Origin of the sequence: Klebsiella sp. Q2, from assembly GCF_009900705.1 — a bacterium.
In the GTDB taxonomy this organism is placed as follows: Bacteria; Pseudomonadota; Gammaproteobacteria; order Enterobacterales; family Enterobacteriaceae; genus Klebsiella; species Klebsiella quasipneumoniae.
In genome coordinates this window covers 710,791-736,139 of the sequence record NZ_JAAABE010000002.1, presented here as the reverse complement: position 1 = coordinate 736,139, position 25,349 = coordinate 710,791, and the positions used below count along the sequence as shown (strand labels likewise).

Annotated in this window: 25 protein-coding genes; 14 read left to right on the top strand and 11 right to left on the bottom strand. The window is 61.8% G+C overall.

Annotation, left to right across the window (positions count from 1 at the left end; translation table 11 throughout):
- Positions 1-49: 49 nt before the first annotated feature.
- Genes GT756_RS11295 through ltnD form a run of 4 tightly spaced genes read right to left on the bottom strand, consistent with a single transcriptional unit; the run spans position 50 to position 3,629 of the window.
- Positions 50-832 carry an HPr family phosphocarrier protein gene (locus tag GT756_RS11295; RefSeq protein WP_017900342.1) on the bottom strand — a complete coding sequence of 261 codons (783 nt, stop codon included), beginning with the start codon at positions 830-832 and terminating at the stop codon, positions 50-52.
- 4 nt (positions 833-836) lie between these two features.
- On the bottom strand, positions 837-1,457 hold the full coding sequence (locus GT756_RS11290; protein WP_017900343.1) for an aldolase: 621 nt from the start codon (positions 1,455-1,457) through the stop codon (positions 837-839).
- A complete protein-coding gene (gene otnK, locus GT756_RS11285) occupies positions 1,450-2,715 on the bottom strand; it encodes a 3-oxo-tetronate kinase (protein WP_160124786.1) in 1,266 nt (421 codons plus the stop codon). Before otnK ends, GT756_RS11290 begins: the two co-directional genes overlap by 8 nt.
- A gap of 11 nt (positions 2,716-2,726) precedes the next feature.
- On the bottom strand, positions 2,727-3,629 hold the full coding sequence (ltnD, locus tag GT756_RS11280) for an L-threonate dehydrogenase (protein ID WP_004205998.1): 903 nt from the start codon (positions 3,627-3,629) through the stop codon (positions 2,727-2,729).
- A 260-nt stretch (positions 3,630-3,889) separates the two neighbouring features.
- Between ltnD and GT756_RS11275 the strand changes: the two genes are divergently transcribed.
- Positions 3,890-4,651 (top strand): DeoR/GlpR family DNA-binding transcription regulator, encoded by a 762-nt coding sequence (locus tag GT756_RS11275; RefSeq protein ID WP_004205996.1) that lies wholly within the window; start codon positions 3,890-3,892, stop codon positions 4,649-4,651.
- 20 nt (positions 4,652-4,671) lie between these two features.
- Here GT756_RS11275 and GT756_RS11270 read toward each other — a convergent pair whose 3' ends face one another.
- Positions 4,672-5,532: a broad-spectrum class A beta-lactamase OKP-B-5 gene (locus GT756_RS11270; protein ID WP_063860923.1), complete on the bottom strand. Its 861-nt coding sequence runs from the start codon at positions 5,530-5,532 to the stop codon at positions 4,672-4,674.
- Between the two features lie 181 nt (positions 5,533-5,713).
- Between GT756_RS11270 and GT756_RS26315 the strand changes: the two genes are divergently transcribed.
- The 3 genes from GT756_RS26315 to GT756_RS11260 all read left to right on the top strand — a co-directional run bounded on the left by GT756_RS26315 (position 5,714) and on the right by GT756_RS11260 (position 7,264).
- Positions 5,714-5,845 carry a hypothetical protein gene (locus GT756_RS26315; protein ID WP_023318188.1) on the top strand — a complete coding sequence of 44 codons (132 nt, stop codon included), beginning with the start codon at positions 5,714-5,716 and terminating at the stop codon, positions 5,843-5,845.
- Positions 5,829-6,089, top strand: coding sequence for a hypothetical protein (locus tag GT756_RS11265; protein ID WP_004205993.1), 261 nt, complete (start codon positions 5,829-5,831; stop codon positions 6,087-6,089). Before GT756_RS26315 ends, GT756_RS11265 begins: the two co-directional genes overlap by 17 nt.
- Positions 6,090-6,175: 86 nt before the next feature.
- Positions 6,176-7,264 carry an AAA family ATPase gene (locus GT756_RS11260; protein ID WP_004205990.1) on the top strand — a complete coding sequence of 363 codons (1,089 nt, stop codon included), beginning with the start codon at positions 6,176-6,178 and terminating at the stop codon, positions 7,262-7,264.
- A 30-nt stretch (positions 7,265-7,294) separates the two neighbouring features.
- Here the strand turns inward: GT756_RS11260 and GT756_RS11255 are convergent, their stop codons facing one another.
- Positions 7,295-8,560 carry an MFS transporter gene (locus GT756_RS11255; protein WP_004205989.1) on the bottom strand — a complete coding sequence of 422 codons (1,266 nt, stop codon included), beginning with the start codon at positions 8,558-8,560 and terminating at the stop codon, positions 7,295-7,297.
- Between the two features lie 54 nt (positions 8,561-8,614).
- Positions 8,615-11,722, bottom strand: coding sequence for a beta-galactosidase (locus GT756_RS11250; RefSeq protein ID WP_160124785.1), 3,108 nt, complete (start codon positions 11,720-11,722; stop codon positions 8,615-8,617).
- A 196-nt stretch (positions 11,723-11,918) separates the two neighbouring features.
- Here GT756_RS11250 and GT756_RS11245 point away from each other — a divergent pair, with 196 nt between their 5' ends.
- On the top strand, positions 11,919-12,983 hold the full coding sequence (locus GT756_RS11245) for a LacI family DNA-binding transcriptional regulator (RefSeq protein WP_160124784.1): 1,065 nt from the start codon (positions 11,919-11,921) through the stop codon (positions 12,981-12,983).
- Between the two features lie 264 nt (positions 12,984-13,247).
- The gene (locus GT756_RS11240) at positions 13,248-13,688 is read left to right on the top strand and encodes a GNAT family N-acetyltransferase (RefSeq protein ID WP_160124783.1); all 441 of its coding nucleotides are present in this window, start codon (positions 13,248-13,250) and stop codon (positions 13,686-13,688) included.
- A 54-nt stretch (positions 13,689-13,742) separates the two neighbouring features.
- Here the strand turns inward: GT756_RS11240 and GT756_RS11235 are convergent, their stop codons facing one another.
- Together GT756_RS11235 and ftrA are read right to left on the bottom strand one after the other, a co-directional pair.
- On the bottom strand, positions 13,743-13,958 hold the full coding sequence (locus GT756_RS11235) for a DUF4177 domain-containing protein (RefSeq protein WP_004205985.1): 216 nt from the start codon (positions 13,956-13,958) through the stop codon (positions 13,743-13,745).
- Positions 13,927-15,024, bottom strand: a complete 1,098-nt coding sequence (ftrA, locus tag GT756_RS11230) for a transcriptional regulator FtrA (protein ID WP_032456006.1) — start codon at positions 15,022-15,024, stop codon at positions 13,927-13,929. The genes GT756_RS11235 and ftrA overlap by 32 nt, the downstream gene beginning before the upstream one ends.
- A 67-nt stretch (positions 15,025-15,091) precedes the next feature.
- Here ftrA and GT756_RS11225 point away from each other — a divergent pair, with 67 nt between their 5' ends.
- The 7 genes from GT756_RS11225 (at position 15,092) to urtE (ending at position 22,398) form a co-directional block, all read left to right on the top strand.
- Positions 15,092-15,490: a rhodanese-like domain-containing protein gene (locus GT756_RS11225; protein WP_017900351.1), complete on the top strand. Its 399-nt coding sequence runs from the start codon at positions 15,092-15,094 to the stop codon at positions 15,488-15,490.
- Between the two features lie 148 nt (positions 15,491-15,638).
- Positions 15,639-16,742, top strand: coding sequence for a cobalamin-independent methionine synthase II family protein (locus GT756_RS11220; RefSeq protein ID WP_023280916.1), 1,104 nt, complete (start codon positions 15,639-15,641; stop codon positions 16,740-16,742).
- A 170-nt stretch (positions 16,743-16,912) separates the two neighbouring features.
- Positions 16,913-18,184: an urea ABC transporter substrate-binding protein gene (gene urtA / locus GT756_RS11215; RefSeq protein ID WP_004205981.1), complete on the top strand. Its 1,272-nt coding sequence runs from the start codon at positions 16,913-16,915 to the stop codon at positions 18,182-18,184.
- Between the two features lie 61 nt (positions 18,185-18,245).
- Positions 18,246-19,820: an urea ABC transporter permease subunit UrtB gene (urtB, locus tag GT756_RS11210; protein ID WP_065877676.1), complete on the top strand. Its 1,575-nt coding sequence runs from the start codon at positions 18,246-18,248 to the stop codon at positions 19,818-19,820.
- Complete coding sequence (gene urtC, locus GT756_RS11205) at positions 19,820-20,893, top strand: urea ABC transporter permease subunit UrtC (RefSeq protein WP_065877671.1); 1,074 nt, start codon at positions 19,820-19,822, stop codon at positions 20,891-20,893. Before urtB ends, urtC begins: the two co-directional genes overlap by 1 nt.
- Positions 20,893-21,690, top strand: coding sequence for an urea ABC transporter ATP-binding protein UrtD (urtD, locus tag GT756_RS11200; RefSeq protein WP_004205978.1), 798 nt, complete (start codon positions 20,893-20,895; stop codon positions 21,688-21,690). Before urtC ends, urtD begins: the two co-directional genes overlap by 1 nt.
- A gap of 9 nt (positions 21,691-21,699) precedes the next feature.
- Positions 21,700-22,398 carry an urea ABC transporter ATP-binding subunit UrtE gene (gene urtE / locus GT756_RS11195; protein WP_004205977.1) on the top strand — a complete coding sequence of 233 codons (699 nt, stop codon included), beginning with the start codon at positions 21,700-21,702 and terminating at the stop codon, positions 22,396-22,398.
- Between the two features lie 35 nt (positions 22,399-22,433).
- Here urtE and GT756_RS11190 read toward each other — a convergent pair whose 3' ends face one another.
- The gene (locus tag GT756_RS11190; RefSeq protein WP_004205976.1) at positions 22,434-22,916 is read right to left on the bottom strand and encodes a helix-turn-helix domain-containing protein; all 483 of its coding nucleotides are present in this window, start codon (positions 22,914-22,916) and stop codon (positions 22,434-22,436) included.
- A 129-nt stretch (positions 22,917-23,045) separates the two neighbouring features.
- The gene (gene ydeE, locus GT756_RS11185) at positions 23,046-24,242 is read right to left on the bottom strand and encodes an efflux MFS transporter YdeE (RefSeq protein WP_043519536.1); all 1,197 of its coding nucleotides are present in this window, start codon (positions 24,240-24,242) and stop codon (positions 23,046-23,048) included.
- 190 nt (positions 24,243-24,432) lie between these two features.
- Here ydeE and eamA point away from each other — a divergent pair, with 190 nt between their 5' ends.
- Positions 24,433-25,332, top strand: a complete 900-nt coding sequence (gene eamA / locus GT756_RS11180; RefSeq protein ID WP_065697120.1) for an O-acetylserine/cysteine exporter — start codon at positions 24,433-24,435, stop codon at positions 25,330-25,332.
- Positions 25,333-25,349: the final 17 nt, after the last annotated feature.

Sequence of the window (25,349 nt, the reverse complement as noted above, 5' to 3'; positions counted from 1 at the left end):
CCTCGGGTATTAACAGGTATACAGAGAGTTATATTTTTAGAACCGCGCTTTATTTTTTCCGGTAGGGCGAAAACCATTCCAGTCCGGAAAGGGTATCCGCCCTGGGGATATATTCGCAGCCGATCCAACCGTCATAGCCCGCTTTATCCAGTAACGCATAGATCCATGAATAATTAATCTCGCCCTCGTCCGGTTCATGGCGGTCGGGCAGGGAGGCTATCTGAATATGGCGGTACTGACCGGCATACTCAGTAATAAGATGGCTTAAATTACCGTCCACTTTCTGCGCATGAAACAGATCTAACTGCACCGCGATGTTTGGCCGGTCGACCCGCTTCGCTATCTCCAGCGTCTGATATTGGCTGTGGTAGAGATAGCCCGGTTTGGTCTGCGGATTCAGGGCTTCAATGAGCACTCGCTTGTCGTGGCGGGCAAAGCACTCGGCGGCGTAGCGCAGGTTATCGACAAGCTCGGCCTCGCAGGCCGCGCGATCCATCCCCGGCGGCACCACGCCGGCCATGATATGCACCTGCGGACAATCCAGCTGGCAGGCATACTCCAGCGCCAGCTCAATATCACGCCGGGCCTCGGCGCTCCTGCCCGGCAGGGCGGCGAGACCCCACTCCCCGGCGTTAACGTCGCCGGGCGGGGTATTAAACAGCACCAGCTGCAGCTGGTTTTCCTGCAGGCGCTGTTTAATTTCCCCGGCGGCATACTCATAGGGGAACAGAAACTCCACGGCTTCGAAACCGGCGCGGGCGGCGGCGGCAAAGCGGTCCAGGAACGGCAGTTCGGTAAACAGCATGGATAAATTTGCAGCGAATTTTGGCATGGTTTTATCTCAGTTCATCCACTTCGTCAGCGGTCAGGTAACGGATCTCGCGATTGCCGAGGGTAAACATCAGCCGCGCGGTCTCTTCCAGCTCTTCGGTATTGTTGGTGGCTTCGCGCAGCGATGAGCCGGTGACCACCGGACCATGGTTGGCCAGTAAAAAGGCGTTATAGCGCGGCGCCAGCCCGGCCAGCGCCTCGGCAATGCGGTCGTCACCCGGTCGGTAGTAGGGAACCACCGGGACGTCGCCGACCCGCATCACCACGTAGGGAGTAAAGGGGCGAATACAATTGTGCGGATCGAGCCCCTGCAGGCAGGAGAGCGCGGTCAAATAGTGGCTATGCAAGTGGACGATCGCCTTGCAGGCCGGGTTATGCAAATAGACCGCCCGGTGAAAAGCGACCTCTTTCGACGGTTTGTCGCCGGCGAGCCATTCGCCTTGCAGGGTGACCACCGACAACCGCTGCGCCTGCAGCTCGCCCAGGCAGGAGCCGGTCGGCGTCGCCAGCAGGTTGCCGTCCGGCAGCAGCAGCGACAGATTGCCGGCGGAGCCGGTGGCATAACCGCGGTTAAACAACGAGGCGCCAATTTGCACCATCTCATCTCGCAGCTGTTGCTCAGTCATGACAAAACTCCTGCTGGGCACGGGCAAAGAACGAGATATCGCCGAAATTCCCTGACTTCAGCGCCAGGGAGAGCGGCTGGCGGGTGTCACGCACCCAGGGAACCCCAGGGGAGATCGTCGGCCCGATATGGAACGCCTCGACCCCCAGCGTCTGCGCCACGATGCTCGACGTTTCCCCTCCGGCCACAATAAAGCGGGTGAATCCTTTCGCTTTCAGCGCGACGGCGAGGGCGGCGAACAACTGTTCCACCCTTTCGCTGCTGGCCTTGTCGCCATACTGCGCCTGGATCCGCTGCAGCGTTTGCGGCTCGGTGGTGGCATAGACCATCGGCGCCAGCGGCGCATCGCGGTTTGCGTCCACCCAGGCTGCCAGCGTCCCGACATAGCCTTCGAGATCGGTAAAGCAAGCGCTTAAGTCAACGGCGCGGGCGGGAGCCTGTTCACGATAGGCCGCCACCTGGCTGTTGGTCATCAGCGAACAAGAGCCCGAGAGCACCACCGCCGGGCCGGGCAGCGGCATGCCCGCCAGGGATCCTTCACCCTGGGTTCCGTGGCGCTGCGCCCAGTTGCGTGCGAGGCCGATGGCGAGACCAGAGCCGCCGGAGACCAGCTTCATCTCCCGCAGCGCCGCCCCCTGGGTCAGCAAATGCTGTTCACTAAGGGCATCGAGCACCACATAGCGCACCGCCGGATCGCTGATGGCCGCCAGCGCGGCAGCGACCGCTTCCGGCCCCTGATCGATAATTGGCCAGGCTATCAGCGCCGCTTTACCGCCGCCCTGGCGTTCGATTAAGCGGCCGAGGTGGGCATCCTCCATTGGCGTCACCGGATGGTGGCGCATGCCGGACTCATTGAGCAACTGCTGGCCGACAAACAGATACCCCTGATAGACCGTGCGGCCGTTCACCGGCAGCGCCGGTGATATCACCGTCCGCGTCTCGCCCAGCTCTGCCAGCAGCGCATCCAGTACCGGGCCAATGTTACCCTGCGCGGTGCTGTCGAAAGTGGAACAATACTTAAAATAAAATTGCTGACAGCCCCGGGCTTGCAGCCAGCGCAGGGCCGCCAGGGACTGGCTGACGGCGGTTTCCACCGGGCAGGATCGCGTTTTCAGACTGATCACCACCGCTTCACTGGTCAACGGCAGTTCGTGGGGCGGTACGCCGTTTAGCTGCACCGTCGGCATGCCGTTGCGCACGAGGAAGCTGGCGATATCCGTGGCGCCGGTAAAGTCATCGGCAATGACACCAAGCTGCATCTTGTCTCTCCTCACTGTTTATGGCCCGGCAGGGTAATGCCGTTGAAAATCTTGATCACCGCGCTGTCATCTTCCCGGCCGAATCCGGCGTTGCTGGCGGAGGTGAACATATTCAGCGCGGTGGTCGCGAGCGGCAGCGGGAAGGTCAGCGCCCGGGCGGTGTCATTCACCAGACCGAGATCTTTGACAAAAATATCGACGGCGGATTTTGGCGAGTAATCGCCATCCAGGACGTGCTGCATACGATTCTCAAACATCCACGAATTACCCGCCGCGTGGGTCACCACGTCGTACATCGTCTCCAGCGGGATGCCGGCGCGGGCGGCGAGGGCCATCGCTTCGGCGGCGACGGCGATATGCACCCCGGCCAGCAGCTGATGGATGATTTTCACCGTTGAGCCGAGGCCAATGTCGCTCCCAATGCGGTAGACTTTGCCGGCCACCGCATCCAGCACTGGCGCGAGGCGGGCAAAGGCGGCATCGCTCCCGGAGGCCATTACCGTCATGTCGCCGGCGGCCGCTTTCACTGCGCCGCCCGATACCGGCGCGTCGAGCATCAAGAGCTGGTATTCTGCCAGCGCTACGGCTATCGCCTGGGCATCGGCGGCGGCGATGGTTGACGACACCATCACCGCGGTGCCCGGCTTCAGATGGGCGGCGAGGCCGCTCTCGCCGAACAGGATCCCCCGCACCTGGGCGGCATTAACCACCAGCAGTACGACCGCATCCAGCTCAGCGGCGAAAGGCACCGCGCTGGAGCCTGCGCCTTTGGCGCCCGCCTCCAGCAGCGCGCGGCAGTTGTCGGGGTTGATGTCCACCCCCCAGGTGTTCAGGCCCGCCTGCAGGCAGGCGCGAGCGGCGCCCATGCCCATCGAACCCAGTCCAATCACGCAGACGTTAGTGTGTGCAGTCATGATGGTCTCCTTGTGAATATTCGTTAATTAATGTGATTTAATGATAGAATAAAGCGTTATCATGTGAAATTATGTGAGAGTTATCACGAATAACCCACATGAATATAAAAAATTCACAGGCGGAAAGTGGCTGCGCGACGGCGATTCTTGCCCTAAAATAGCGTAAAAACAGCGGTCAAGCGCGATAACAGTACAGGGTATCGTCAGGCTCCCGGCGTGAGTGGTGTGGTCTGGTGTGAAAAAATGGTAAGGGGAGAGCGGTGATTCCAATTGAACGTCATCAGCGTATTTTAGCCCTGGTGGAGCAGCGTGGGGCGGTAAGCATTAATGAGCTGACGGAGATCCTCGGCGTGTCCCATATGACTATCCGTCGGGACGTCAGTAAGCTGGAAGAACAGGGGCTGCTGGTCAGCGTCTCGGGCGGCGTGCGCGCCGTCAGCCGGCTGGCCGCAGAGCCCAGTCATCTGGTGAAAAGCACCCTGCAGAGTGAAGAGAAGCAGGCCATCGGCGCGCTGGCGGCCAGTCTCATTGCCAAAAACAGCTGCATCTATCTCGATGCCGGCACCACCACTCTGGCGCTGGCGCGGGCCATCCTCGACCGGGACGACCTGCAGGTGGTCACCAATGATTTTGAGATAACCCAGCTGCTGATAGATGCCAGCCAGTGCGGGGTGATCCACACCGGCGGCACCCTGTGCCGGGAGAACCGCTCCTGCGTCGGCGAGTCGGCGGCGCGCACCTTGCGCCACCTGGCTATCGATACGGCCTTTATCTCCGCCAGCGGCTGGGACAGCCGCGGAATTTTCACCCCTGATGAGAACAAAGTCACCGTCAAGGAGACCGTCAGCCAGGTCAGCGCCAGAAGCATCCTGCTGTGCGACAGTTCGAAATACAATCAGGTGGCCACGTTTATGGCGTTGCCCTTGACTCGCTTTACCACCATCATTACCGACCGGCATCTCTCCGATGCCGCTGCCGCCCATATCACCCGGCACGCCTGCGAAGTGCTGCGCGCCGGATAAGGCGCGCGGCCTTCGCCGGGCTAGCGCTGCCAGTGCTCGATCAGCGCCGCGCCTATCCCGGCGATCTGCTGGTTACGCTCGACCATGGTCGCCGGGGTATCACGCAGATAGATCACCACGATACGCTCCGCTTTGCCGTCCGGGCCGAGCAGGGCGACAATGCCGCGTGAGCCCCGCTCACCGGCCCCGGTTTTATCGGCGATAAACCAGCCCGCCGGCAGCACGGCGCGGATCAACGGGCCGGCCACCCGGTCGTCAACCATCCACTGCAGCAGCTGCTGCTGCGAACGGGCGCTCAGAGAGGGGGTGGTTAGCAGCTTGCGCAGGGTGGTGGCCATGCTGGCCGGGGTGGTGGTGTCGCGCACGTCGCCGGGAAGCGCCTCATTGAGTTCCGTTTCCCAGCGGTCAAGACGGGTGACGTTGTCACCGATCTGGCGCAGAAAAGCGGTCAATCCCGCGGGGCCGCCGACGATCTTCAACAGCAGATTGCCGGCGGTGTTGTCGCTCATGGTGATGGCGGCGGCGCAGAGTTCGCCAACGGTCATCCCGTCGGCAAGGTGTTTTTCGCTGACCGGGGAGTAGTCCACCAGATCCTGCTGGCGGTAGTGGATCCGCCGATCCAGCTGTTCGTCGCCGGCATCCACCCGGGCCAGCACCGCGCCGCAGAGCAGCACTTTAAAGGTGCTCATCAGCGGAAAGCGCTCACTGGCGCGCCAGGCGGCCAGCGTGCGGCCGCTGGCCAGATCCATTTCAACATAGCCCACCCGGCCCGCCAGCTGACTTTCGCTGATTTTAATCTGCTCAAGCGGCTGAGGGCTGGCGAATACCGCCAGTGGCAGGGCGGCAATCAGGGAGATAAGGCACAGGCGAACATAACGCATAACCGTAATACTTCCTTGTGTAAGGGCCGATAAAGGCGAGAAAAGGTGTGACGAATAAGAATAACCCGGTATTTTGCTGATTCACAATTCCTCTTTTTTCCTTCATCATTTGTCATCTTTTATTTCGAATAATCAATATTTAGCTCAGCCTAAGCACGCTATTTTTTGACTCAAGGCCGCAATGAACTATAAGAAAGTACTTAAGACCGCACGCTGGCTGGCGCCGCTGATTGCTGACGATACGCCCGCCGCGCTGCGCGGTTTGCCAATGATCTATGCCATCCCGGGAGGAACTGGTGCACCCGATAATTAAGGTCATGCTGGTGGGCGGTAAGGCGGATGGACTGCTGGTCAGCGTCGCCGACGATGCGACCGAGGTCTCGGTGACGCCTGCGCAATACGGTGCGCCGTCCGGGCAACCGCTCAGCTATCGTATCGTAAGTCAAACCATTGACGATGAACGCTATTTCTTTGGCGTCTTTAGTGACGCCCATCAGGATAGCGATAAGCTGACGCGGGTGGCGCTGACCCGCGGAATGAAAAAAATGTTCTGTTGAACCCGGGCGGAGTGAGGGGATGCGATAGTATCCATGCCGCGGCTTTGCTACTGTGGCAGCCTTCTCTCTCCGGGCCAGGACGCATCATGATTCAGTACATCCATATACAAAACTTTCGCTCAGTCAGGGATATCGAACTGGAGCTGGGGCCATTGAACATTGTCTTCGGTCCTAACGGCTGCGGCAAATCCAATATTTACAACGCCATCCATCTGTTGACCGCGGCTGCCGACGGCAGGCTGTCGGGGTTTATCAGCGCAGAGGGCGGCCTGGAAAATATGATGTGGTCCGGAGATCGTTCCCCCCTCGATCGCCATCCCCGCCGGCTGCAAATCGCCTGTCGGACGGAGAGCTTTGATTATGAACTGCAGGTAGGTTTCCCGGAAAAATTACCCTATCCGACGCAGTTCATGCTCGATCCCATCGTCAAAGAAGAGCACATCTGGCTGGCAGGCTACTCCCGTCGGCCTTCCTCCCGCGTACTGCAGCGCAAGAATCAGGCGGCGTTCCTCGTCGATGTCACCGGGGAGAAAAGCACCTTCACCGAGAGTATTTATGAAAACGAGTCGGTGTTCGGTCAGCTTGGCGAGCCGCACCGTTTTCCCGAAGTGTCGCGGGTGCGGGAGACCCTGCGCCGCTGGCGGTTTTACCATGAGTTCGCCATTGGTCGCCACTCGCCGCTGCGCCAGCCGGCCGTGGGGTATCGTTCGCCGGTGCTCGACAGCGATGGCCATAATCTGGCCGCCGCCTTTCAGACCATTGTCGAGATTGGCGCGGAGGAGATGTTGCACGAGATCCTCGCCGACGCCTTTCCCGGCTGCCAGTTTTACTGTGAAAACGAGCACTCGCGTTTCGCCCTGAAAATGCGCCGGGAGGGGATCCGCCGGCCGCTGCTGGCGGCGGAGATGTCCGATGGCACGCTGCGCTTTCTCTGTCTCGCCGTCGCGCTGCTCAGCCCGCGCCCGCCGGCGTTTCTGGCGATCAATGAGCCGGAGAACAGCCTGCATCGCGACATGCTCCCGGCGCTGGCCCGGCTGATAATCGAGGCCTCCCGCTACAGCCAGATCTGGCTGACCAGCCACTCGGCTGAACTGGCGGAGCTTATCGCCGCCGGGGCGCCCTGTCAGCGCTATGCGCTGGAGAATAGCGGCGGAGAAACGCGCATTGTGGCGTAAACCCCGTCATCCCTGACGGGAGCGCCGGGATCAGGCGGGGGTCTGCGTCTCCGCTGCTGGCAGCAGGCTTTTGCCGCCGCGTAAGGTGATGAACGAGAGCAGGGTGAAGCTCAGGGTGATGCAGCCGAGGATCAGATAGGCCTGATGGAAGCCGACGGTGTCATACATCCGGCCCACCCAGGCGGAAAGGACCACCCCGGACAGCTGTTTCGACAGGTTAAAACCGATCAGGAACAGGGTGGCCGAGAGCCGCGGGTTAAAGGCGGAGGAGATATATTTAAAGGTCCCGACCAGCAGGAAGGGGATCTCAAACATATGCAGCATCTTGAGGATCACCACCTCTACCGCCGATGAGGCGAACGACGATCCGAGAATGCGCACTGACATGATCATCCCGGCGGTCAGCAGGGCGTTTTTGGCGCCGATGCGGTTAACGATGGCCGGGGCGCAGAACATAATTAGCGCGTTGAGCAGCTCGCCGCCGGTGGTGACGAAGCCAAACACTTCGGTACCGCGCTGCGGACTGGCGAAAAAGCTTTTGAAAAAGTTGGCGAACTGCTGATCAAACACGTCGTAGACGCTGGCGACTCCCACCACATAGACGATAAAGCCCCAGAAACGCGGCATACGTAACAGCTCGGCCGCGGTGCGCAGCGAAAAGGCCTGGCGATTGGCTCCCAGCGCCTCAATAACCTGGGCGCTGTTGCTGCTTTCCGGGCGCGACAGCCAGAGCAGAAGACCTAGCACCAGCGCAAAGCCGGAGGCGATCCAGAAGGTAATATTGGGGTCGATGCCGAACAGCACGCCGGTTATCGAGGCGCACAGCGCCCAGCCGACGCAGCCAGCGACCCGCACTTTGCCATATTCAAAGCGGTTTGCCCGGCTGACGCGCTCGATATAGGCTTCCACCGCCCCGGAGCCGCTGGAGAAAACAATCCCCAGGTAGATCCCGCCCACCAGCGAACCGGCGATAATATTCATCTGCAACAGCGGGGAGAAAACGAAAATAAAGAACGGCGCGAACAGAATTAACAGTACCGTGATGGTCCACAGCAGATGTTTGCGCAGGCCAAGCTTATCCGACATCAGACCAAATACCGGCTGAAAAATAATTGCGAACAGCGAGATGGAGGAGAAGACGATCCCGGTTTCCGTTTTGGTTAAATGGTTAACGTCCGCCAGCCACACCGGAAAAAAAGGAAAATAGGCCGACATAATGAAATAGTAAAAGAAAAAGAACAGCAGGAAATAGACAAAATTATGCCGTTCTCGCGGCGCCAGTTCAGAGAATTTCATCACCATGATCCCTTGTTATTCTGTTTGTAGGGTGGGGGCTGCCGCCCCCACGGATTAAAGGCAACGCAATGAGACCTCGTACTGCCAGCGCGTTTGGGTCAGGAGCCACTGCGGCAGCACGCTTGGGGTCCAGGAGTCATCGCCGCCCACTCCCATATGCAGGCCGTCGAGGGTGATCCACACCCCGTCTTCAGCCTGGATCTTGTGCCAGTGGTCGGTCTCCATCAGCTGACGGGTGCTCCATGGCTGAACGGAGAAGTGGAAATGACCGCTGACGTGCCAGCGTCCCCAATCCAGCGCCTGGGTATCACAGCGCAGGCCGTTTTCCGTCGGGAAGATGTAGGGCGTGCTCATCGCCGCCAGCGGCTGCTCCCAGCGGGCGAAGCAGGCGCTGCTCCGCCGGTCGGGGTAGTTCTCATGCGGTCCCAGCCCCAGCCAGCTCACCGGCGCCTGCTGTTCCGCCACCTGGAAATGCAGTCCGACCCGCGGCAGCGGCGGCAGCGTTTCCGCGCGCTCGCCGTCCACCGTCAGCCGTACCGTTCCGTCCGCAGTAAAGCGCATGCGCCAGTGGCTGACAATCACCACCTCGTCGCCGCGCAGGTAGTGCCAGCGGCTGTCGACAAGGGTCTCATTGGCCAGGCGCTGGGCATCGCACTGCACGCAGCATGCCTCAAGGTCGAACAGGCCGGCGCTTTTCCAGCGCTCCACCCAGGCGTTGGGATCGATGCGCTCCACTTCGCTGACCCCGATGTCATTGTCGAGCGGCGCGCGGATAAACTGATCCTGCAGGGGGGTCAGCAGCTGCTCCTGACCGGCAAGCGACCAGCCACTCAGCAAACCGGTCCGCCGATCGACGGTCCAGCACTGCGTGCCGGCGCGGATCTGCCAGTCCTCCTCGCTGACGACCAGATCCGGGGCGCCGGCAGGCACCGTGGGCGCCGGCAGCGCCAGCGGGGCGGGCAGGGGAAACTGCTGCCAGGCGACGCGATGGTCCGCCGGGGACCAGTCGGTCGCCCGGGGCTGGACCACCTCCAGCGTCAGCCACACCGCGCGGGCGCCTGGCGGTAGAATCAGGTCATCAAGCAGCGTTATCTCGTCACTGCCCTCCGGGGGAAGCGCCAGCGTCAGGTTGCCGTGATACAGGGTTTCACCGGCCGCCTGCACCTGCCAGCGCAGCGCTTCGTTATCGCTCTGGCGGAACAGGTATTCGCTGGCGATGCGCACGCGCAGCGGCGAGGTCGACAGCAGGGCGAACTGGAAATACTGCTGGGCGTGCTTCGCCTCGATCAGCGACGGATGCGGCGTGCGATCGGGGAACACCAGGCCGTTCATACAGAACTGGCGATCGTTCGGCTTATCGCCAAAGTCGCCGCCGTAGGCCCAGCCGACGCTGCCGTCGTCAAAGGTTTTGCAGATCGCCTGGTCGGCCCAGTCCCAGATAAACCCGCCCTGCAGCCGCGGATACTCGCGGAAGGCCTGCCAGTAATCGGCGAAGTTGCCGAGACTGTTGCCCATCGCATGGGCGTACTCGCAGAGGATCAGCGGCCGCTGCTCGCCGGGCAGGCTGATCCATTTTTTGATCCCCCACTTCGGTACCGCCGGGATCGGCTGGTCGCGTTCGACGCGGGCGTACATCGGACAGATAATATCGGTAGCGGTGGTATCCGCGCCGCCGCCCTCGTACTGCACCGGACGGCTCGGGTCGTTGCGCTTCAGCCAGTGGTACAGCGCTTCATGGTTGCCGCCGCCGCCAGATTCGTTACCCAGCGACCAGATGATAATGCATGGATGGTTGCGGTTGCTCTGTACCATCCGGGTGACGCGGGCGCTGAAGGCTGGCAGCCACGCCGGATCGTCGGACAGCCGGTTCATCGGCACCATGCCGTGGGTTTCAATATTGGCTTCATCGACCACGTACAGACCGTAGCGGTTGCACAGCTCATACCAGCGCGGCGCGTTGGGATAGTGCGAGCAGCGCACGGCGTTAAAGTTGTTCTGCTTCATCAACAGAATGTCCTGCACCATATCCGCCTCGGTGACCACCTGCCCGCGCAAATGATGATGCTCATGGCGGTTAACGCCGCGGATCAGCAGCGGTTTACCGTTGAGACGCAGCAGGCCATCGGCAATCTCGATGCGGCGAAAACCGATGTCCCACGCTTCGGCCTCCAGCAGTTCGTCGCCGCGCCACAGGGTGACCACGGCGCGATAACAGTTCGGGGTTTCCGCGCTCCAGTGCGCCGGCGTCGCCACCGCCAGGGAGAAATCGACCCGTTCCGCGTAGTGGCCGCGCTCATCCACCGTCGGGGTACCTAACGGCTGCCGCCCGGCGGCGATCTGCTCCTCGCCGCGCCACAGGCTAACCCCGACGCTGAGCCCGGCAAGCGCCGCCTCAGTCGCTTCGACGGTCGCCTGGACCTGCAGAGTGCCGTCGCGATAGAGGGCGTCAAGGGCTGGCGTCAACTGCACGTCGCATAGCCGTTGCTGCGGCTTATTCAGCAGCCATACCGAGCGGAAAATACCGCTCATCCGCCACATATCCTGGTCTTCCAGCCAGCTGCCGGCGCTCCAGCGCATGACCATCACGCACAGGCGGTTGTCGCCCGGACGCAGAAAGGGGCTGAGATCGAACGCCGCCGGCAGGCGACTGTCCTGCGAATAGCCGACCCACACGCCATTGCACCACAGATGAAACGCCGAGTTGACGCCATCGAAAATAATCTGCGTTTGCCCGTTCTCGCGCCATGTGTCCTCAACCGTAAAGTGCAGGGAGTAGCAGCCGGTCGGGTTATCCTCCGGCACCCGCGGTGGGGTGGTGTCGATGGGATAGCGGACGTTGGTGTAGATCGGCGCGTCATAGCCCTCCATCTGCCAGTTGGAAGGCACAGGCGTGCCGCGGCAGTCCGGTAGATCCTGCGTCAACCACTGCGCATCGACGGCAAACGGGCTACGGGCGTAAGAGAACTGCCACTCGCCGTCCAGTTGACGGCGGCGGGATGAAGGTAGGTTATCGCGGGCGGCAAGCTCATCGCGCCAGCTGGCGAAAACGGGATGCGCTGGCAGGCGGTTAAGGTGGGTAATGGTCTGGTTCTGCCAGTCTTCACGGGCGAGGACGGCGTGAAAGTCAGGAGTGTGGCTGCGGCCGGTATCGCTAATTTGCATATTAAACCCCGGAAAGTCAGAAATTGTCGTTCGCTAAACAGGATGATTAACGTTATCGGGTAATTTGTTTTGTCCAGCAATCTCGGGGGAATCGAAATTAACAGACGATCACGAAAGCGAGGGCGAAGCGCTGTTTTTTGTCGCGCGTTAAACATAAAATGTTAGCGCACGACATTGTTATTACTGAGGAGAAAAGATGCCGCGTCGTACCGCAACCCTGGAGGATGTCGCCCGCGCCGCGGGCGTGTCCCAGCAGACGGTCTCCCGGGTGCTGAACCGTCCTGAGGTGGTGTCAGCCCGCACCCGTGAGCAGGTGATCCGCGCGATGCAGGCGCTGCACTATGTGCCTAACCGCTCGGCGCAGCTGCTTGCCGGCAAAGCGGCGCCCTCCATCGGGCTGATTACCGCCTCGCTGACGCTGCACGCCCCCTCACAGATCGCCGCCGCGATAAAGAGCCATGCCAGCCTGCATCAGCTGGAAGTGGCGATAGCGATGCCGGCGCAGGCCGATTTTGTCGCGCTGCAGGCCCGGCTGGACGAGCTGCGCGCCCAGCATATTCGCGGGGTGATCGTCAGTCTGCCGCTGGAGAGCGCCACTGCCGAGCGGCTGGTGCAAGACAATCCGGATATGGCCTGCCTGTTTCTGGACGTCTCCCCGGAGGCCGATGTCTGCTGCGTGCGCTTCGACCACCGCGACGGCTGCGGGGCGTGCGTGCGCCATCTGTGGGAGCTGGGGCATCGCGAATTTGGTCTGCTGGCAGGGCCGGAAAGTTCGGTTTCCGCCCGTCTGCGTCTCGCCAGCTGGCGCGAGGCGCTGCACAGTCTGAATATCGCCCGTTCAACCACGGTGTTCGGTGACTGGAGCGCCGCCAGCGGCTGGCAGAAAACCTTTGAACTGCTGCACCTGCAGCCGCGGATCAGCGCCATTGTGGTGGCGAACGATCAGATGGCGCTCGGGGTACTCAGCGCGCTGGCCCAGCTCAATCGCAGCGGCAGCCAGGCGGTATCGGTGACCGGCTATGACGACACCGCCGACAGTCTCTACTTTCAGCCGCCGCTCACCACGGTGGCGCAGGACTTCGATCTGCTGGGAAAGCGGGCCGTGGAGCGGCTGATTGCTCTGATGGCGGCCCCGCAGCTGCGGATCCGCGAGCTGCTGCCGACCCGGCTCATCGTGCGCCAGTCGGCGTGGCCGCTCGCCGCCGCGGAGGACCGGCAGCAGACCATGGTGCAGCTGAAAGCGTTGGTGGAGAAGCTCTAGCCGCAGGCCGTTGAGGATTTATTGAGGTTGACCATGCTAACCTCGGGATCAAACGTAGAGAGGTCAGGATCCTCTGCCTGCGTAAAATGCAAAATACAATCTATCCATGCAAGCATTGATTTACCGCCAGTCACATGGCGGTTTTTTTTTTGCCTTCCTCCGTTTCCCGCTTTGTTCCGTTCGTTTTTTCGCCTGGCATCCCCTGCGGCGGCATGCTACATCTTTCTTTCGGGATAGATGCCGAACACAACGGGAGTCAAGGTCATGATGGTGATTGAGGGGAAAGAGGCGATTGGGCGGGTAGACTGGCGGCGGGTGAGGACCATCGTCGCCGAGGCCGGGCTGAATGAACGTGATGTTCAGCAGCTGGAGCAGGCGTTTCTCCATAGCACCTTCTGCTGGTTTGGCTATGAGCACGGTCAGCTGATTGCCGTGGCGCGGGCCATCAGCGACTGCACCTGGAGCAGCTATTTGTCGGATGTGGCGATCGTCCCCGACCGCCAGGGGCAGGGTTACGGACAACAGCTAATGCTGGCCATCCGGGAGCAGCTGCTGCACTTCGGCAAAATCTTTATCTATGCGGTGGCCGATAAAATCCCATTCTATCAGCGCTTTGGTTTTGCCATGCTGACCACCGGGATGGTCTGCGCCAGCGAGGAGGGCATGCGCAACATGCAGGAGCAGGGCTATATCCGCCAGCCCTGAGCGCGGATACCGGGCAACGCCTGGCTTAAGCGGTTAAACCAGGCGCAGGCACCGTCAGAGGGGCCGTTCAAGCACAAACAGATACGCTTCCCGCGACCAGAACAGGGCGGTACGGCGTCGCTCCACCGACATGGTTTTTACCTCCCAGCCTTCGCGGGTATAGCTACTGAGAAACTGGCTCATTTTGTCAGGGTCGGCTTTGGCTTCGCCAAAAAACAGGCTGCCCAGCAGGCCCTCTTTATAGATCACTACCCGACACTCTTTCTTCATCATCCACCATCCTGGCGACCGGTTTACTGTGGCCGTCTATTGTCCGCGGCTGGGACGATTTTGCAATCGGAGAAGTTGCAAACTGTTTACGGTACTGCAGTGGGCTTATCGCGAAGCGCTGGCGAAAATGGTGGCGCAGGGTGCCAGCGCTGGCAAAGCCGCAGCGCTCAGCGATCTGGTCGATGCCCATCGTGCTCTCCGTCAGGTGCTGACGGGCGCGCAGCAGACGCTCCTCCAGCAGCCAGCGGGCGGGGGTTTTACCAGTGGCCTCTTCAAAGCGGCGCAAAAAGGTGCGCGTCCCCATGCCGGCGCGCTGTGCGAGGGAGGCGACGGTGTGGCTGGCGGCGAGATGCTGGTGCAGATAATCAAACAGCTGGCCAAGGCGCAGACTCTCCCGGCTGCGGGCCACCGGACGCAGGACCTGCTGCGCCTGACCGCCGTCGCGATGGGGAGAGACCACCAGGCGGCGGGCGACCACATTCGCTGCCTCGCTGCCGAAATCCTCGCGCACCAGATGCAGACAGAGGTCGATCCCCGCCGCGCTGCCGGCGGAGGTCATCAGCAAATCATCGCCCACGTACAGGACATCCTCCACCACCTGGATCTGCGGAAAACGGGACTGCAGCGCGGCGGTGTAGCGCCAGTGGGTTGTCGCCTGGCGGCCATTGAGCAACCCGGCGGCGGCGAGAACGAACACCCCGGAACAGATGGAAATAATCCGGCACCCGCGGGCGTGAGCGGCGGCCAGGGCGGCGCACAGCGCCTCGGGGACCGGAGCGTCGATGCCGCGCCAGCCGGGGACCACGATGGTCTGCGCCTGGGCGAGAAGCTCAGGGCCGCCGTCGGTCATCAACCGGACTCCGCCGGTGGCTCTCAGAGGCCCTTCATCGACGGCGGCGACGGCGAACTGGTACCAGCGCTCGCCCATTTCCGGGCGCGGCAGGCCGAAGATCTCCACGGCCACGCCAAACTCAAAGGTGCACAGGCCATCGTAGGCGAGGGCCACCACGCGGTGAGGTGACAGTGTCACCGAAGGAGTTGTCAGGATGTTAGCGTTTTCTGTCATGGTTGCCGGCAGATAAGGGTGATGGGCGTCAGTAAAGTAGTGTTATCACAGACAAGGAGAAGACGCCATGAGTGTAGTAACCCAATTTACCCCCGCCACCTCCGCCGAGGCTATCCGCTGGTTCCGCCATAAGCTGCATCTCGAGACCGACTGCGCCGATGTGCACAGCGCCCAGCGTGCCGGCGAGGTCGACTTTGTCCTGCTGCACGTGGTCGGCAGCGAGGAGGCCTTCGCCAGGCGCCACCTGCCCGGCGCGCTGCATCTCCCGCACAGCCAGATCAGCGCCGAGAGAATGGCGGCCTGGCCGGCGGAGACCCTGTTTGTGGTCTATTGCGCCGGGCCGCACTGCAACGGTGCCGACGTTGCCGCGCTAAAGCTGGCCGAACTGGGGCGGCCGGTGAAAATGATGCTCGGCGGGATCACCGGCTGGGAAGATGAGGGCTATGCGTTTGTCGCCGGTAAATGAATATTTTTCATGTCCCATGAAATATTCTCGTTTGCGGCCCGCCGGCCTGCATGCCAGTATCTGGACATATAGCCATCCAGAAGTCTAAAAATTCAAATAATGAACTATCACGGTGGGCAACTAACGCGCCCACCGCTAAGGAGACAGCATGCAACGTCAACAGGCCCCGTTCCGCGCAGACATCGTCGGCAGTTTTTTGCGCCCGGACAGCATCAAACAGGCGCGTCAGCAGCTGGCTGAGGGGCTCATCGACGCCGGTCAGCTGCGCGACATTGAGAATAACGCTATCCGTCACCTGGTCCAGCAGCAGTGCGACTGCGGCCTGCACGTGGTTACCGACGGCGAGTTTCGTCGCGCATGGTGGCATTTTGATTTCTTCGACGGCCTGCAAGGCGTTGAGCGTTACGATGCCGAGCAGGGGATCCAGTTCAACGGCGTGCAGACCAAAGCGCACGGCGTGCGCGTTACCGGCAAGCTGGCGTTTGGCGACCACCCAATGCTGGAGGATTTCCGCTATTTGAAAAGCATCAGCGGCGACGCGCAGCCTAAGATGACCATTCCCAGCCCGAGCGTGCTCCACTTCCGCGGCGGTCGGAAAGATATTGATGCCACCGTTTACCCGGATCTCAGCGACTACTTCGACGACCTGGCCACCACCTGGCGCGACGCGATCCGTGCGTTTTATGACGCCGGCTGCCGCTATCTGCAGCTGGACGATACCGTCTGGGCCTATCTCTGTTCCGATGCCCAGCGTCAGCAGGTGCGCGAGCGCGGCGACGATCCGGATGCGCTGGCGCGCATTTATGCCCGGGTGCTGAACCAGGCGCTGGAGGGCAAGCCGGCCGATCTGACGGTGGGCCTGCACGTCTGCCGGGGCAACTTCCGCTCAACCTGGATCTCGGAGGGCGGTTACGAGCCGGTGGCTGAGGTGCTGTTTGGCGGCGTCAATGTCGATGCCTTCTTCCTCGAGTATGACAACGACCGCTCCGGAGATTTCGCGCCGCTGCGCTTTATTCGTCCCGGCCATCAGCAGGTGGTCCTCGGGCTTATCACCACCAAAAACGGCGAGCTGGAGAACCCGCAGGGGGTAAAAGCGCGCCTCGCTGAGGCGGCGCAATATGTTCCGCTCGAGCAGATCTGCCTGAGTCCGCAGTGCGGTTTCGCCTCCACGGAAGAGGGTAACGCCCTCAGCGAAGACCAGCAGTGGCAAAAAGTCCGTCTGGTGACCGCCATCGCCGCCGACGTCTGGTAATTGCTTTCTTAGCGCAGCGTTGCACCGTGATGAGGCAACGCTGCCATCTCCTTCGCCTCCGCCGTCCGCCTGCGCCGCATCCCACTGTTCTCACAACCTGGCACCGTTTTTGCCTTATCACCTCTGGTTAGCTGTTAATTCTTTATTTTTGCGCTACTCAGGAGTGAATCATGCAACGAAGAACGTTATTAAAAGCTTTTGCACTCTCCGCCTCTGTTATGGCTATGGGTCTCTCCTTCCAAGCCTATGCCGCCGACACTATTAAAGTCGGGATCATGCATTCGCTCTCCGGGACGATGGCGATTTCCGAAACGCCGCTGAAGGACGTCGCCCTGATGGCCATCGACGACATCAACGCCAAAGGCGGGGTGTTGGGCAAGAAGCTGGAGCCGGTGGTGGTCGACCCGGCCTCCAACTGGCCGCTGTTCGCCGAGAAGGCACGCCAGCTGCTGGCCCAGGACAAGGTGGCGGTGGTGTTTGGCTGCTGGACCTCGGTCTCGCGTAAATCGGTCCTGCCGGTGTTTGAGGAGCTGAACGGCCTGCTGTTCTACCCGGTACAGTACGAAGGGGAAGAGATGTCCCCCAACGTCTTCTATACCGGCGCGGCGCCTAACCAGCAGGCCATCCCAGCGGTGGAATACCTGCTGAGCGAGGACGGCGGCGGCGCCAAACGCTTCTTCCTGCTGGGAACCGACTACGTTTATCCGCGCACCACCAACAAGATCCTTCGCGCCTTCCTGCATGCCAAAGGGATCCAGGACAAAGATATCGAAGAAGTGTACACCCCGTTCGGCTATAGCGATTACCAGACCATCGTCGCCAATATCAAAAAATTCTCCGCCGGCGGCAAAACGGCGGTGGTCTCTACCATCAACGGCGATTCCAACGTGCCGTTCTACAAAGAGCTGGCTAACCAGGGGCTGAAAGCGACCGATGTGCCGGTGGTGGCCTTCTCGGTGGGGGAAGAGGAGCTGCGCGGCATCGATACCAAACCGCTGGTCGGCAACCTCGCGGCATGGAACTACTTTGAGTCGGTCGATAACCCGACCAACAAAGCCTTTGTCGCCGATTATCGCGCTTACGCCAAAGCGCACAAGCTGCCGAATGCCGATACGGTGGTGACCAACGATCCGATGGAGGCGACCTGGGTGGGTCTGCATATGTGGGCGCAGGCGGTGACCAAAGCCGGCACCACCGACGTGGACAAAGTGCGCGACGCTATGGCCGGACAAACCTTCAAAGCGCCGTCCGGTTTCACCCTGACGATGGATGCCACCAACCACCATCTGCATAAGCCGGTGATGATCGGTGAAATTGAAGGCAACGGCCAGTTCAACGTGGTCTGGCAGACCGATGAGCCCGTCCGCGCGCAGCCGTGGAGCCCGTGGATCCCCGGTAATGATAAGAAACCTGACCATCCGGTGAAAACCGTCAGCCAGTAAGCGCCAGGGCCGACGGAGCGGGAACGTCGCGTCCGTCGGCCGCTGACCAGAGGAGAACGACATGAACGCATTGCGTCTCATGAGTGTGTTGACGCTACTGCTGATCCTGCTGCCATGGCGGGCACAGGCCGCGGAGGCGGACGACTTCGTTGCCGCCAGCCGCAGCCAGCAGGCGCAGCTGTTGACCCAGTGGGCGGCAGCGCCGCAGGCGGATCGTCTGCCGCTGCTGCGGGCGTTGACCACCGAGAGCCTGGTGATGGACGACGGAAAACATGCTTTCCGCACCCGACAGGGCGGATTACAGCCATTGGGTGCCGTCGCCGCGCCCCAGGGCGAAACCCGACCGGTGCGTCTGACCAACCGGCTGCGCAATCTGGCTGCCGGCGCGCTGGCCAGCCACCTTATTTTAAGTGACAACGTCACAGAGCGAGCGTCCGCCGCACGAACGCTACAGCGGGAAGCGACCCCGGCCATGGCCGCGCTGCTGCAGCAGCGGCTGAAGGCGGAAAGCGATGATAATGTGCGGGGCCTGCTGGAGGTGGCGCTGGCGCGGCTGCAGCTCACTCAGCCTGAGGCCAGCGCGCGGCTGGCCGCCGTGACGCTGCTCGGCCATTCCGCGGACCCGGAAACCCAGGCGCTGCTGATCCCCTTTACCGATGCCCAGCATGAGCCGGATGCGGCGGTGCGCGAGGCGGCCAGCGACAGCCTGCAAAAGATCAAACATCGTCTGCTGCTCGGCGATCTGCTGGGCCAGGCCTTTATGGGGCTGTCGTTGGGCTCGGTGCTGCTGCTGGCCGCGCTGGGGCTGGCGATCACCTACGGCCTGCTGGGGGTGATTAACATGGCCCACGGCGAGATGCTGATGATTGGCGCCTACAGCTGCTGGCTGGTTCAGCAGGCGCTGGCGCAGCTCGCGCCGCAGTGGCTGGCCTTTTATCCGCTGGTCGCGCTGCCGGTGGCGTTTCTGGTGACCGCCGGGATCGGCATGGCGCTGGAGCGCACCATTATTCGTCATCTGTATGGTCGGCCGCTGGAGACGCTGCTCGCCACCTGGGGGATCAGCCTGATGCTTATCCAGCTGGTGCGCATGCTGTTTGGCGCACAGAACGTCGAGGTGGCGAACCCCGCCTGGCTCTCCGGCGGCGTGCAGGTCCTGCCGAACCTGATCCTGCCGTGGAACCGGCTGGCGGTGCTGGCGTTCGTCCTGCTGGTGCTGTGCTTTACCTGGCTCATCCTGAACCGCACCCGTCTGGGGATGAACGTCCGCGCCGTGACGCAGAACCGGGCGATGGCCGCCTGCTGCGGCGTGCCTACCGGGCGGGTGGATATGCTGGCCTTTGGCCTCGGCTCCGGTATTGCCGGGCTGGGCGGCGTGGCGCTGTCGCAGCTCGGCAACGTCGGGCCTGAACTGGGTCAGGGATACATCATCGACTCGTTTCTGGTGGTGGTCCTGGGCGGCGTCGGCCAGCTGGCCGGCAGCGTGGCGGCGGCCTTTGGGCTGGGCATTATCAACAAAATTCTCGAACCGCAAATGGGCGCTGTGCTGGGCAAGATCCTGATCCTGGTGATGATTATTCTGTTTATTCAGAAACGCCCGCAGGGTCTGTTCGCGCTGAAAGGGAGGGTGATTGACTGATGAGCCAACCTGTTACCTTAACGCTGGCGCAGCGCGCGCCGCGGCCTCTGCGCTGGCTGGGGATCCTGCTGGTGCTGGGGCTGCTGAGCATGCCATTTCTGGCACTGCTGCCGGCCTCCCATCCGCTGGCGGTGCCGAGCTGGCTGCTGACCCTGAGCGGTAAAATCCTCTGCTACGCCATTGTGGCGGTGGCGCTGGATCTGGTCTGGGGCTACGCGGGTATGCTGTCGCTGGGGCACGGGATTTTCTTTGCCCTCGGCGGGTACGCTATGGGCATGTACCTGATGCGCCAGGCGGCGGGCGACGGTCTGCCGGCGTTTATGTCTTTTCTCTCCTGGAGCGAACTGCCCTGGTTCTGGTGGGGCACGCAGCATTTCGCCTGGGCGATGGCGCTGGTGGTGCTGGTTCCCGGTCTGCTGGCCCTGGTTTTCGGCTGGTTTGCCTTTCGCTCGAAGATCAAAGGGGTCTATTTCTCGATCATGACCCAGGCCCTGACTTATGCCGGTATGCTGCTGTTCTTTCGCAACGAGACCGGGTTTGGCGGCAATAACGGTTTCACCGGTTTTACCACGCTGCTGGGTTTTCCGGTCACCGCCACCGGCACCCGCGCCACCCTGTTTATGGCCACGATTTTGCTGCTGTTGCTGACCCTGTGGCTGGGCTCGGCGCTGGCGCAGAGTAAGTTTGGCCGGATCCTCACCGCGGTGCGGGATGCCGAGAACCGCCTGATGTTCTGCGGGTACGACCCGCGCGGCTTCAAGCTGCTGGTGTGGACGCTGTCGGCGGTGCTCTGCGGCCTGGCGGGGGCGTTATATGTCCCGCAGGTGGGGATCATCAACCCCAGCGAGATGTCGCCGACCAACTCCATCGAGGCCGCCATCTGGGTGGCGCTCGGCGGGCGCGGCACACTGATTGGCCCGGTGCTTGGCGCCGGGCTGGTCAACGGCGCGAAGAGCATTTTCACCGTGGCGATGCCGGAGTACTGGCAGCTGTTTCTCGGCCTCATCTTTATCATCGTAACCCTGTTTTTACCCCGCGGGGTGATGGGCCTGCTGCGTCGAGGAGACCGCTAATGCAACCGGATGAAGGACTGTTTACCCGCCAGCTGCCCGGCGATCGCTTTCGTGCGCAAACCGACCCGGTACTGCAGCTGGAGAACATTAACGTCAGCTTTGACGGTTTCCGGGCGCTGACGGACCTGTCGCTGGCGATTGGCGTCGGCGAGCTGCGCTGTGTGATCGGCCCCAACGGCGCGGGCAAGACCACCCTGATGGACGTGATCACCGGCAAAACCCGGCCGCAGAGCGGCAAAGCGATCTATGACCAGTCGGTGGATCTGACCACCCTCGAACCGGTGGCCATCGCCCGCCAGGGCATCGGGCGCAAGTTTCAGAAGCCGACGGTCTTCGAAGCGCTGACAGTGGCGGAAAATCTCGCCCTGGCGATGAAAGGAGATAAATCGGTTTGGGCCAGCCTGCGCGCCCGGCTGAGCAGCGAACAGGACGATCGGCTGAATGAGGTGCTGCGCCTGCTGCGTCTTGACGGCGAACGCTACCGCCAGGCCGGTCTGCTGTCCCATGGCCAGAAACAGTTCCTTGAGATCGGCATGCTGTTGGTGCAGGAGCCGCATCTGCTGCTGCTTGATGAGCCAGCGGCCGGCATGACCGATGCGGAAACCGAATATACGGCGGAGCTGTTTCGTACGCTGGCCGGACAGCACTCCCTCATGGTGGTGGAGCACGACATGGGGTTTGTCGAGACCATCGCCGACCGGGTGACGGTCCTGCATCAGGGCCAGGTGCTGGCGGAGGGATCGCTGCGGGAGGTGCAGGCCAATGAACAGGTCATTGAAGTTTATCTGGGACGTTAAGGAGCGCCAATGTTACAGGTGAGTCAGCTACATCAATACTACGGCGGCAGCCATATTTTGCGTGGGGTGGATTTTTCCGCCCGCCAGGGCGAAGTCACCTGCCTGCTGGGGCGCAACGGCGTCGGCAAGACCACCCTGCTGAAATGTCTGATGGGGCTGATCCCGGCGCGCAGCGGCGAAGTGCGCTGGCAGGATCAGAACATCACCCACCGTAAACCGCACCAGCGGGTGCAGGCCGGGGTGGCCTACGTCCCTCAGGGACGCGAGATTTTTCCGCGCCTGACGGTGGAGGAAAACCTGCTGATGGGGCTGTCGCGCTTTCCCGCCCGCGAGGCGCAGCAGGTGCCGGAGGAGATTTACCAGCTTTTCCCGGTGCTCAAGACCATGAAGCAGCGGCGGGGCGGTGACTTATCCGGCGGCCAGCAGCAGCAGCTGGCGATCGGCCGGGCGCTGGCCAGCCGTCCGCAGCTGCTGATCCTCGATGAGCCCACCGAGGGGATCCAGCCCTCGGTCATCAAAGAGATTGGCGAGGTGATCCGTCAGCTGGCGAGCCGCGGGGATATGGCCATCCTGCTGGTGGAACAATTCTATGACTTTGCCGCCGGGCTGGCGGACCACTACCTGGTGATGTCGCGCGGCGCCATCGTCCAGCAGGGCAAGGGCGGAGATATGGAAACCGACGGCGTACGCGCCCTGGTGACTATCTGAACGGACCGGCGGCGTTCGCGCCGCCGGTTTCCTTGCTATTTACGCAGCAGCCGCTGCAGGCGCGCCTGGCGCCAGTTTTTGATCCATTCGCCGAACACGAACAGGCGTAATCCTCTCACCGCCAGCAGAGCGCCCCAGATCAGGGCGACCCAGCCGGACCAGGTGTACTGCGGGTTAGTGTACCGGTTGAGCAGCGCCAGCAGCACGCAGACCACCAGCGCCACCGACAGCGAACGAAAAAAGCGGCTCTCCTGCTGCACCCGCGCTTTCGCTTCCTCGATACGCAGATCCAGCGAGGCTTCCGGGCCCGGCGCGCCCTCCCGCGAGGCTTCGCCGCCGATCTCGGCCACCGTCACCTCAAAGACCGCGGCGAGGGCGCTGAGGGTCTCCAGTCCCGGGCGTTCGCCATTCTCAATGCGCTGGATCGTGCGGACGCTGAGCCCCGCCATTTCGGCCAGCTGTTCCTGGGACCAGGCGCGCTGCAGCCGTAATTGTTTGACCTGATTGTTGCTGTTCATATTTGTATGCTCCATGACGTTCTGCGGATGTAAACCTGTGATGGAGTTTGGAAAAGCGGGCCGCCAGCCACCACGACAGCGACCCGACAACGGCCCGACAGCAACCTGACAGCCGCATGCCAGCTGGCGTCAGGCGTTGGCCAGCGGAGAATCCGGCTGCCAGGGGCGGGCATTGATCCCGCGGAAAATCATCAGCCAGGCGGCGACAATGGCCCCGATAAGAATGACAAAAAGCGACCAGTGCGGCAGATGGGTGAGGATCATCCCGGTGAACATCGGGTTGAATGCCGCGCCCAGCCATCCCAGCGATTGAGCGGAGAAGTAGCTGGCCTTCATCCCTGGCGGGGCGATATGGTCAATCAGCATATACTCGCCGGGGGCATAAATCACCTCGCCAAGGGTGAAGACTGCCGCCGAGATCCCCCATGCCCACAGGCTGGCGCCGGAGAACATAAAGCCCACGAGGCCGATCACAAAGCAGACGGTGCCGAAGGTCATCAGCGGGCGGATATTTCTGGCGCTCAGTCGCCGGCCAACCGCGTACTGCAGAGCGACGACCACCGCGGCGTTAACCGGCAGCACCACGGCCACCACTTTTTCGGCGAAGTCGCTGCTGGCGACCACCAGTACGTACTGCGAGATACAGGAGGCGAAAGCGCCGCCGACGAAGGAGGCCAGCAGCCCTGAACAGGTAAACCACAGCAGCGCGCGGTCGCGCAGCAGCACCGAAGGCGTCCAGACGGCAGCCCCTGGCTGGGCGGCGGCGGCGCCATCTCGCTGCAGAAACAGCTGAATAAACACTAACGGGAAGGCGGCGCAGGCTGCCGCCAGCCAGAATGGCAGATTAATGCTGTGCATCACCAGCAGCGTGCCGATGGGCGGTCCGACGGTCCAGCCGATGTTGAGGATGGTGTAGTTCAGCGAGAAGATGCGCGCTTTTTTCTCCGCCGTCAGCCGGTCGGCGAACCAGGCTTTCAGCACGGTGGAAAAGACCGAGTAGGCGCAGTTGATCAGCGCAAAGAAGATCACCACCAGGATAGCGTTATTGACCAGCGGTATCGCGCTGAAACCAAGGATAAACACCAGCACTGACCACACCATATAGCGCTTTTTGTCGAACTTGTCCGCGAGGATGCCAAAGCCCATGCTAAACAGCACGCCGACCACGAGGGCCAGCGACAGGGCGTAGCCAATCACATCCACCTCCAGCTGATAGCGTCGGGTGAGGTAGATGGTCATAAACGGCAGTGTGGCCCCGCGGCCGATAGTCAACAGTAGCGACGATGCCAGCAGCGCGATGGTGGAGCGCCGGAGTGTGGTGATCATGATTTCCTTGCCTGTCATGTTGTTTTTTATGTCTTCGATCACAAATAACACGGCCATCACGCCTTGTACAGGTCGCCTCGGTGGCGATAGGCACTTCCGAACCTGCCAAAAATAATGATCTATCCTGGCGACCGCTTTTTCGCTACTTTGATTTGGTTCACAAAAATTCTAATAACGACAGAGGCAGGGTATGACGAGGAAAGATGGACTGCTGGCGCTGCTGGTAGTGGTGGTGTGGGGGCTTAACTTCGTGGTGATTAAGCTGGGATTGCACAATATGCCGCCGCTGATGCTGGCGGGCCTGCGCTTTATGCTGGTCGCCTTCCCGGCGCTGCTGTTTGTCGCCCGGCCGGCCATTCCGCTGCGCCTGCTGCTGGGCTATGGCCTGACCATTAGCTTTGGCCAGTTTGCCTTTTTGTTCTGCGCTATCGGCCTGGGCATGCCGGCGGGGCTGGCGTCGCTGGTGCTGCAGGCGCAAGCCTTTTTTACCATCATTCTTGGCGCCTTCGTCTTTGGCGAACGCTTACAGGGCAAGCAGCTGGCGGGGATCGCGCTGGCGATCTTCGGCGTGCTGGTGCTGGTGGAGGGGAGCCTCGGCGGGGAGCATGTCCCGCTGGTGGGCTTTATGCTGACCCTGGCGGCGGCGCTCAGCTGGGCCTGCGGCAATATTTTCAACAAAAAAATCATGTCCCAGGCGACCCGCCCGCCAATCATGTCGCTGGTGGTGTGGAGCGCATTGATCCCGGTGCTGCCGTTTATGTTTGCCTCGTGGCTGATCGATGGCCCGCAGCTCATGCTGGCGAGTCTACGCCAGATCGATATGCTGACGGTTCTCTCGCTACTTTACCTGGCGTTTATCGCCACTCTCGTTGGCTATGGTATCTGGGGCTCGCTGCTGGGGCGCTATGAAACCTGGCGGGTGGCGCCGCTGTCGCTGCTGGTGCCGGTAGTGGGGATGGCCAGCGCCGCGCTGCTGCTGGGGGAGACGCTGAGCGGACTGCAGCTCGCCGGGGCGGCGCTGATCATGGCCGGGCTCTATATCAACGTTTTCGGTCTGCGTCTGGTGCGGCCGGGCATGGCGCGCGGGTAAAAAAAAGCCCCGGAGAC

Coding starts and splice junctions, on each gene's coding strand:
- GT756_RS11295 (WP_017900342.1), bottom strand. CDS start 832: ATGCCAAAATTCGCTGCAAATTTATCCATGCTGTTTACCGAACTGCCG.
- GT756_RS11290 (WP_017900343.1), bottom strand. CDS start 1,457: ATGACTGAGCAACAGCTGCGAGATGAGATGGTGCAAATTGGCGCCTCG.
- otnK (WP_160124786.1), bottom strand. CDS start 2,715: ATGCAGCTTGGTGTCATTGCCGATGACTTTACCGGCGCCACGGATATC.
- ltnD (WP_004205998.1), bottom strand. CDS start 3,629: ATGACTGCACACACTAACGTCTGCGTGATTGGACTGGGTTCGATGGGC.
- GT756_RS11270 (WP_063860923.1), bottom strand. CDS start 5,532: ATGCGTTATGTTCGCCTGTGCCTTATCTCCCTGATTGCCGCCCTGCCA.
- GT756_RS26315 (WP_023318188.1), top strand. CDS start 5,714: ATGAACTATAAGAAAGTACTTAAGACCGCACGCTGGCTGGCGCCGCTG.
- GT756_RS11260 (WP_004205990.1), top strand. CDS start 6,176: ATGATTCAGTACATCCATATACAAAACTTTCGCTCAGTCAGGGATATC.
- GT756_RS11255 (WP_004205989.1), bottom strand. CDS start 8,560: ATGAAATTCTCTGAACTGGCGCCGCGAGAACGGCATAATTTTGTCTAT.
- GT756_RS11250 (WP_160124785.1), bottom strand. CDS start 11,722: ATGCAAATTAGCGATACCGGCCGCAGCCACACTCCTGACTTTCACGCC.
- GT756_RS11245 (WP_160124784.1), top strand. CDS start 11,919: ATGCCGCGTCGTACCGCAACCCTGGAGGATGTCGCCCGCGCCGCGGGC.
- GT756_RS11240 (WP_160124783.1), top strand. CDS start 13,248: ATGATGGTGATTGAGGGGAAAGAGGCGATTGGGCGGGTAGACTGGCGG.
- GT756_RS11235 (WP_004205985.1), bottom strand. CDS start 13,958: ATGAAGAAAGAGTGTCGGGTAGTGATCTATAAAGAGGGCCTGCTGGGC.
- ftrA (WP_032456006.1), bottom strand. CDS start 15,024: ATGACAGAAAACGCTAACATCCTGACAACTCCTTCGGTGACACTGTCA.
- GT756_RS11225 (WP_017900351.1), top strand. CDS start 15,092: ATGAGTGTAGTAACCCAATTTACCCCCGCCACCTCCGCCGAGGCTATC.
- GT756_RS11220 (WP_023280916.1), top strand. CDS start 15,639: ATGCAACGTCAACAGGCCCCGTTCCGCGCAGACATCGTCGGCAGTTTT.
- urtA (WP_004205981.1), top strand. CDS start 16,913: ATGCAACGAAGAACGTTATTAAAAGCTTTTGCACTCTCCGCCTCTGTT.
- urtB (WP_065877676.1), top strand. CDS start 18,246: ATGAACGCATTGCGTCTCATGAGTGTGTTGACGCTACTGCTGATCCTG.
- urtC (WP_065877671.1), top strand. CDS start 19,820: ATGAGCCAACCTGTTACCTTAACGCTGGCGCAGCGCGCGCCGCGGCCT.
- urtD (WP_004205978.1), top strand. CDS start 20,893: ATGCAACCGGATGAAGGACTGTTTACCCGCCAGCTGCCCGGCGATCGC.
- urtE (WP_004205977.1), top strand. CDS start 21,700: ATGTTACAGGTGAGTCAGCTACATCAATACTACGGCGGCAGCCATATT.
- GT756_RS11190 (WP_004205976.1), bottom strand. CDS start 22,916: ATGAACAGCAACAATCAGGTCAAACAATTACGGCTGCAGCGCGCCTGG.
- ydeE (WP_043519536.1), bottom strand. CDS start 24,242: ATGATCACCACACTCCGGCGCTCCACCATCGCGCTGCTGGCATCGTCG.
- eamA (WP_065697120.1), top strand. CDS start 24,433: ATGACGAGGAAAGATGGACTGCTGGCGCTGCTGGTAGTGGTGGTGTGG.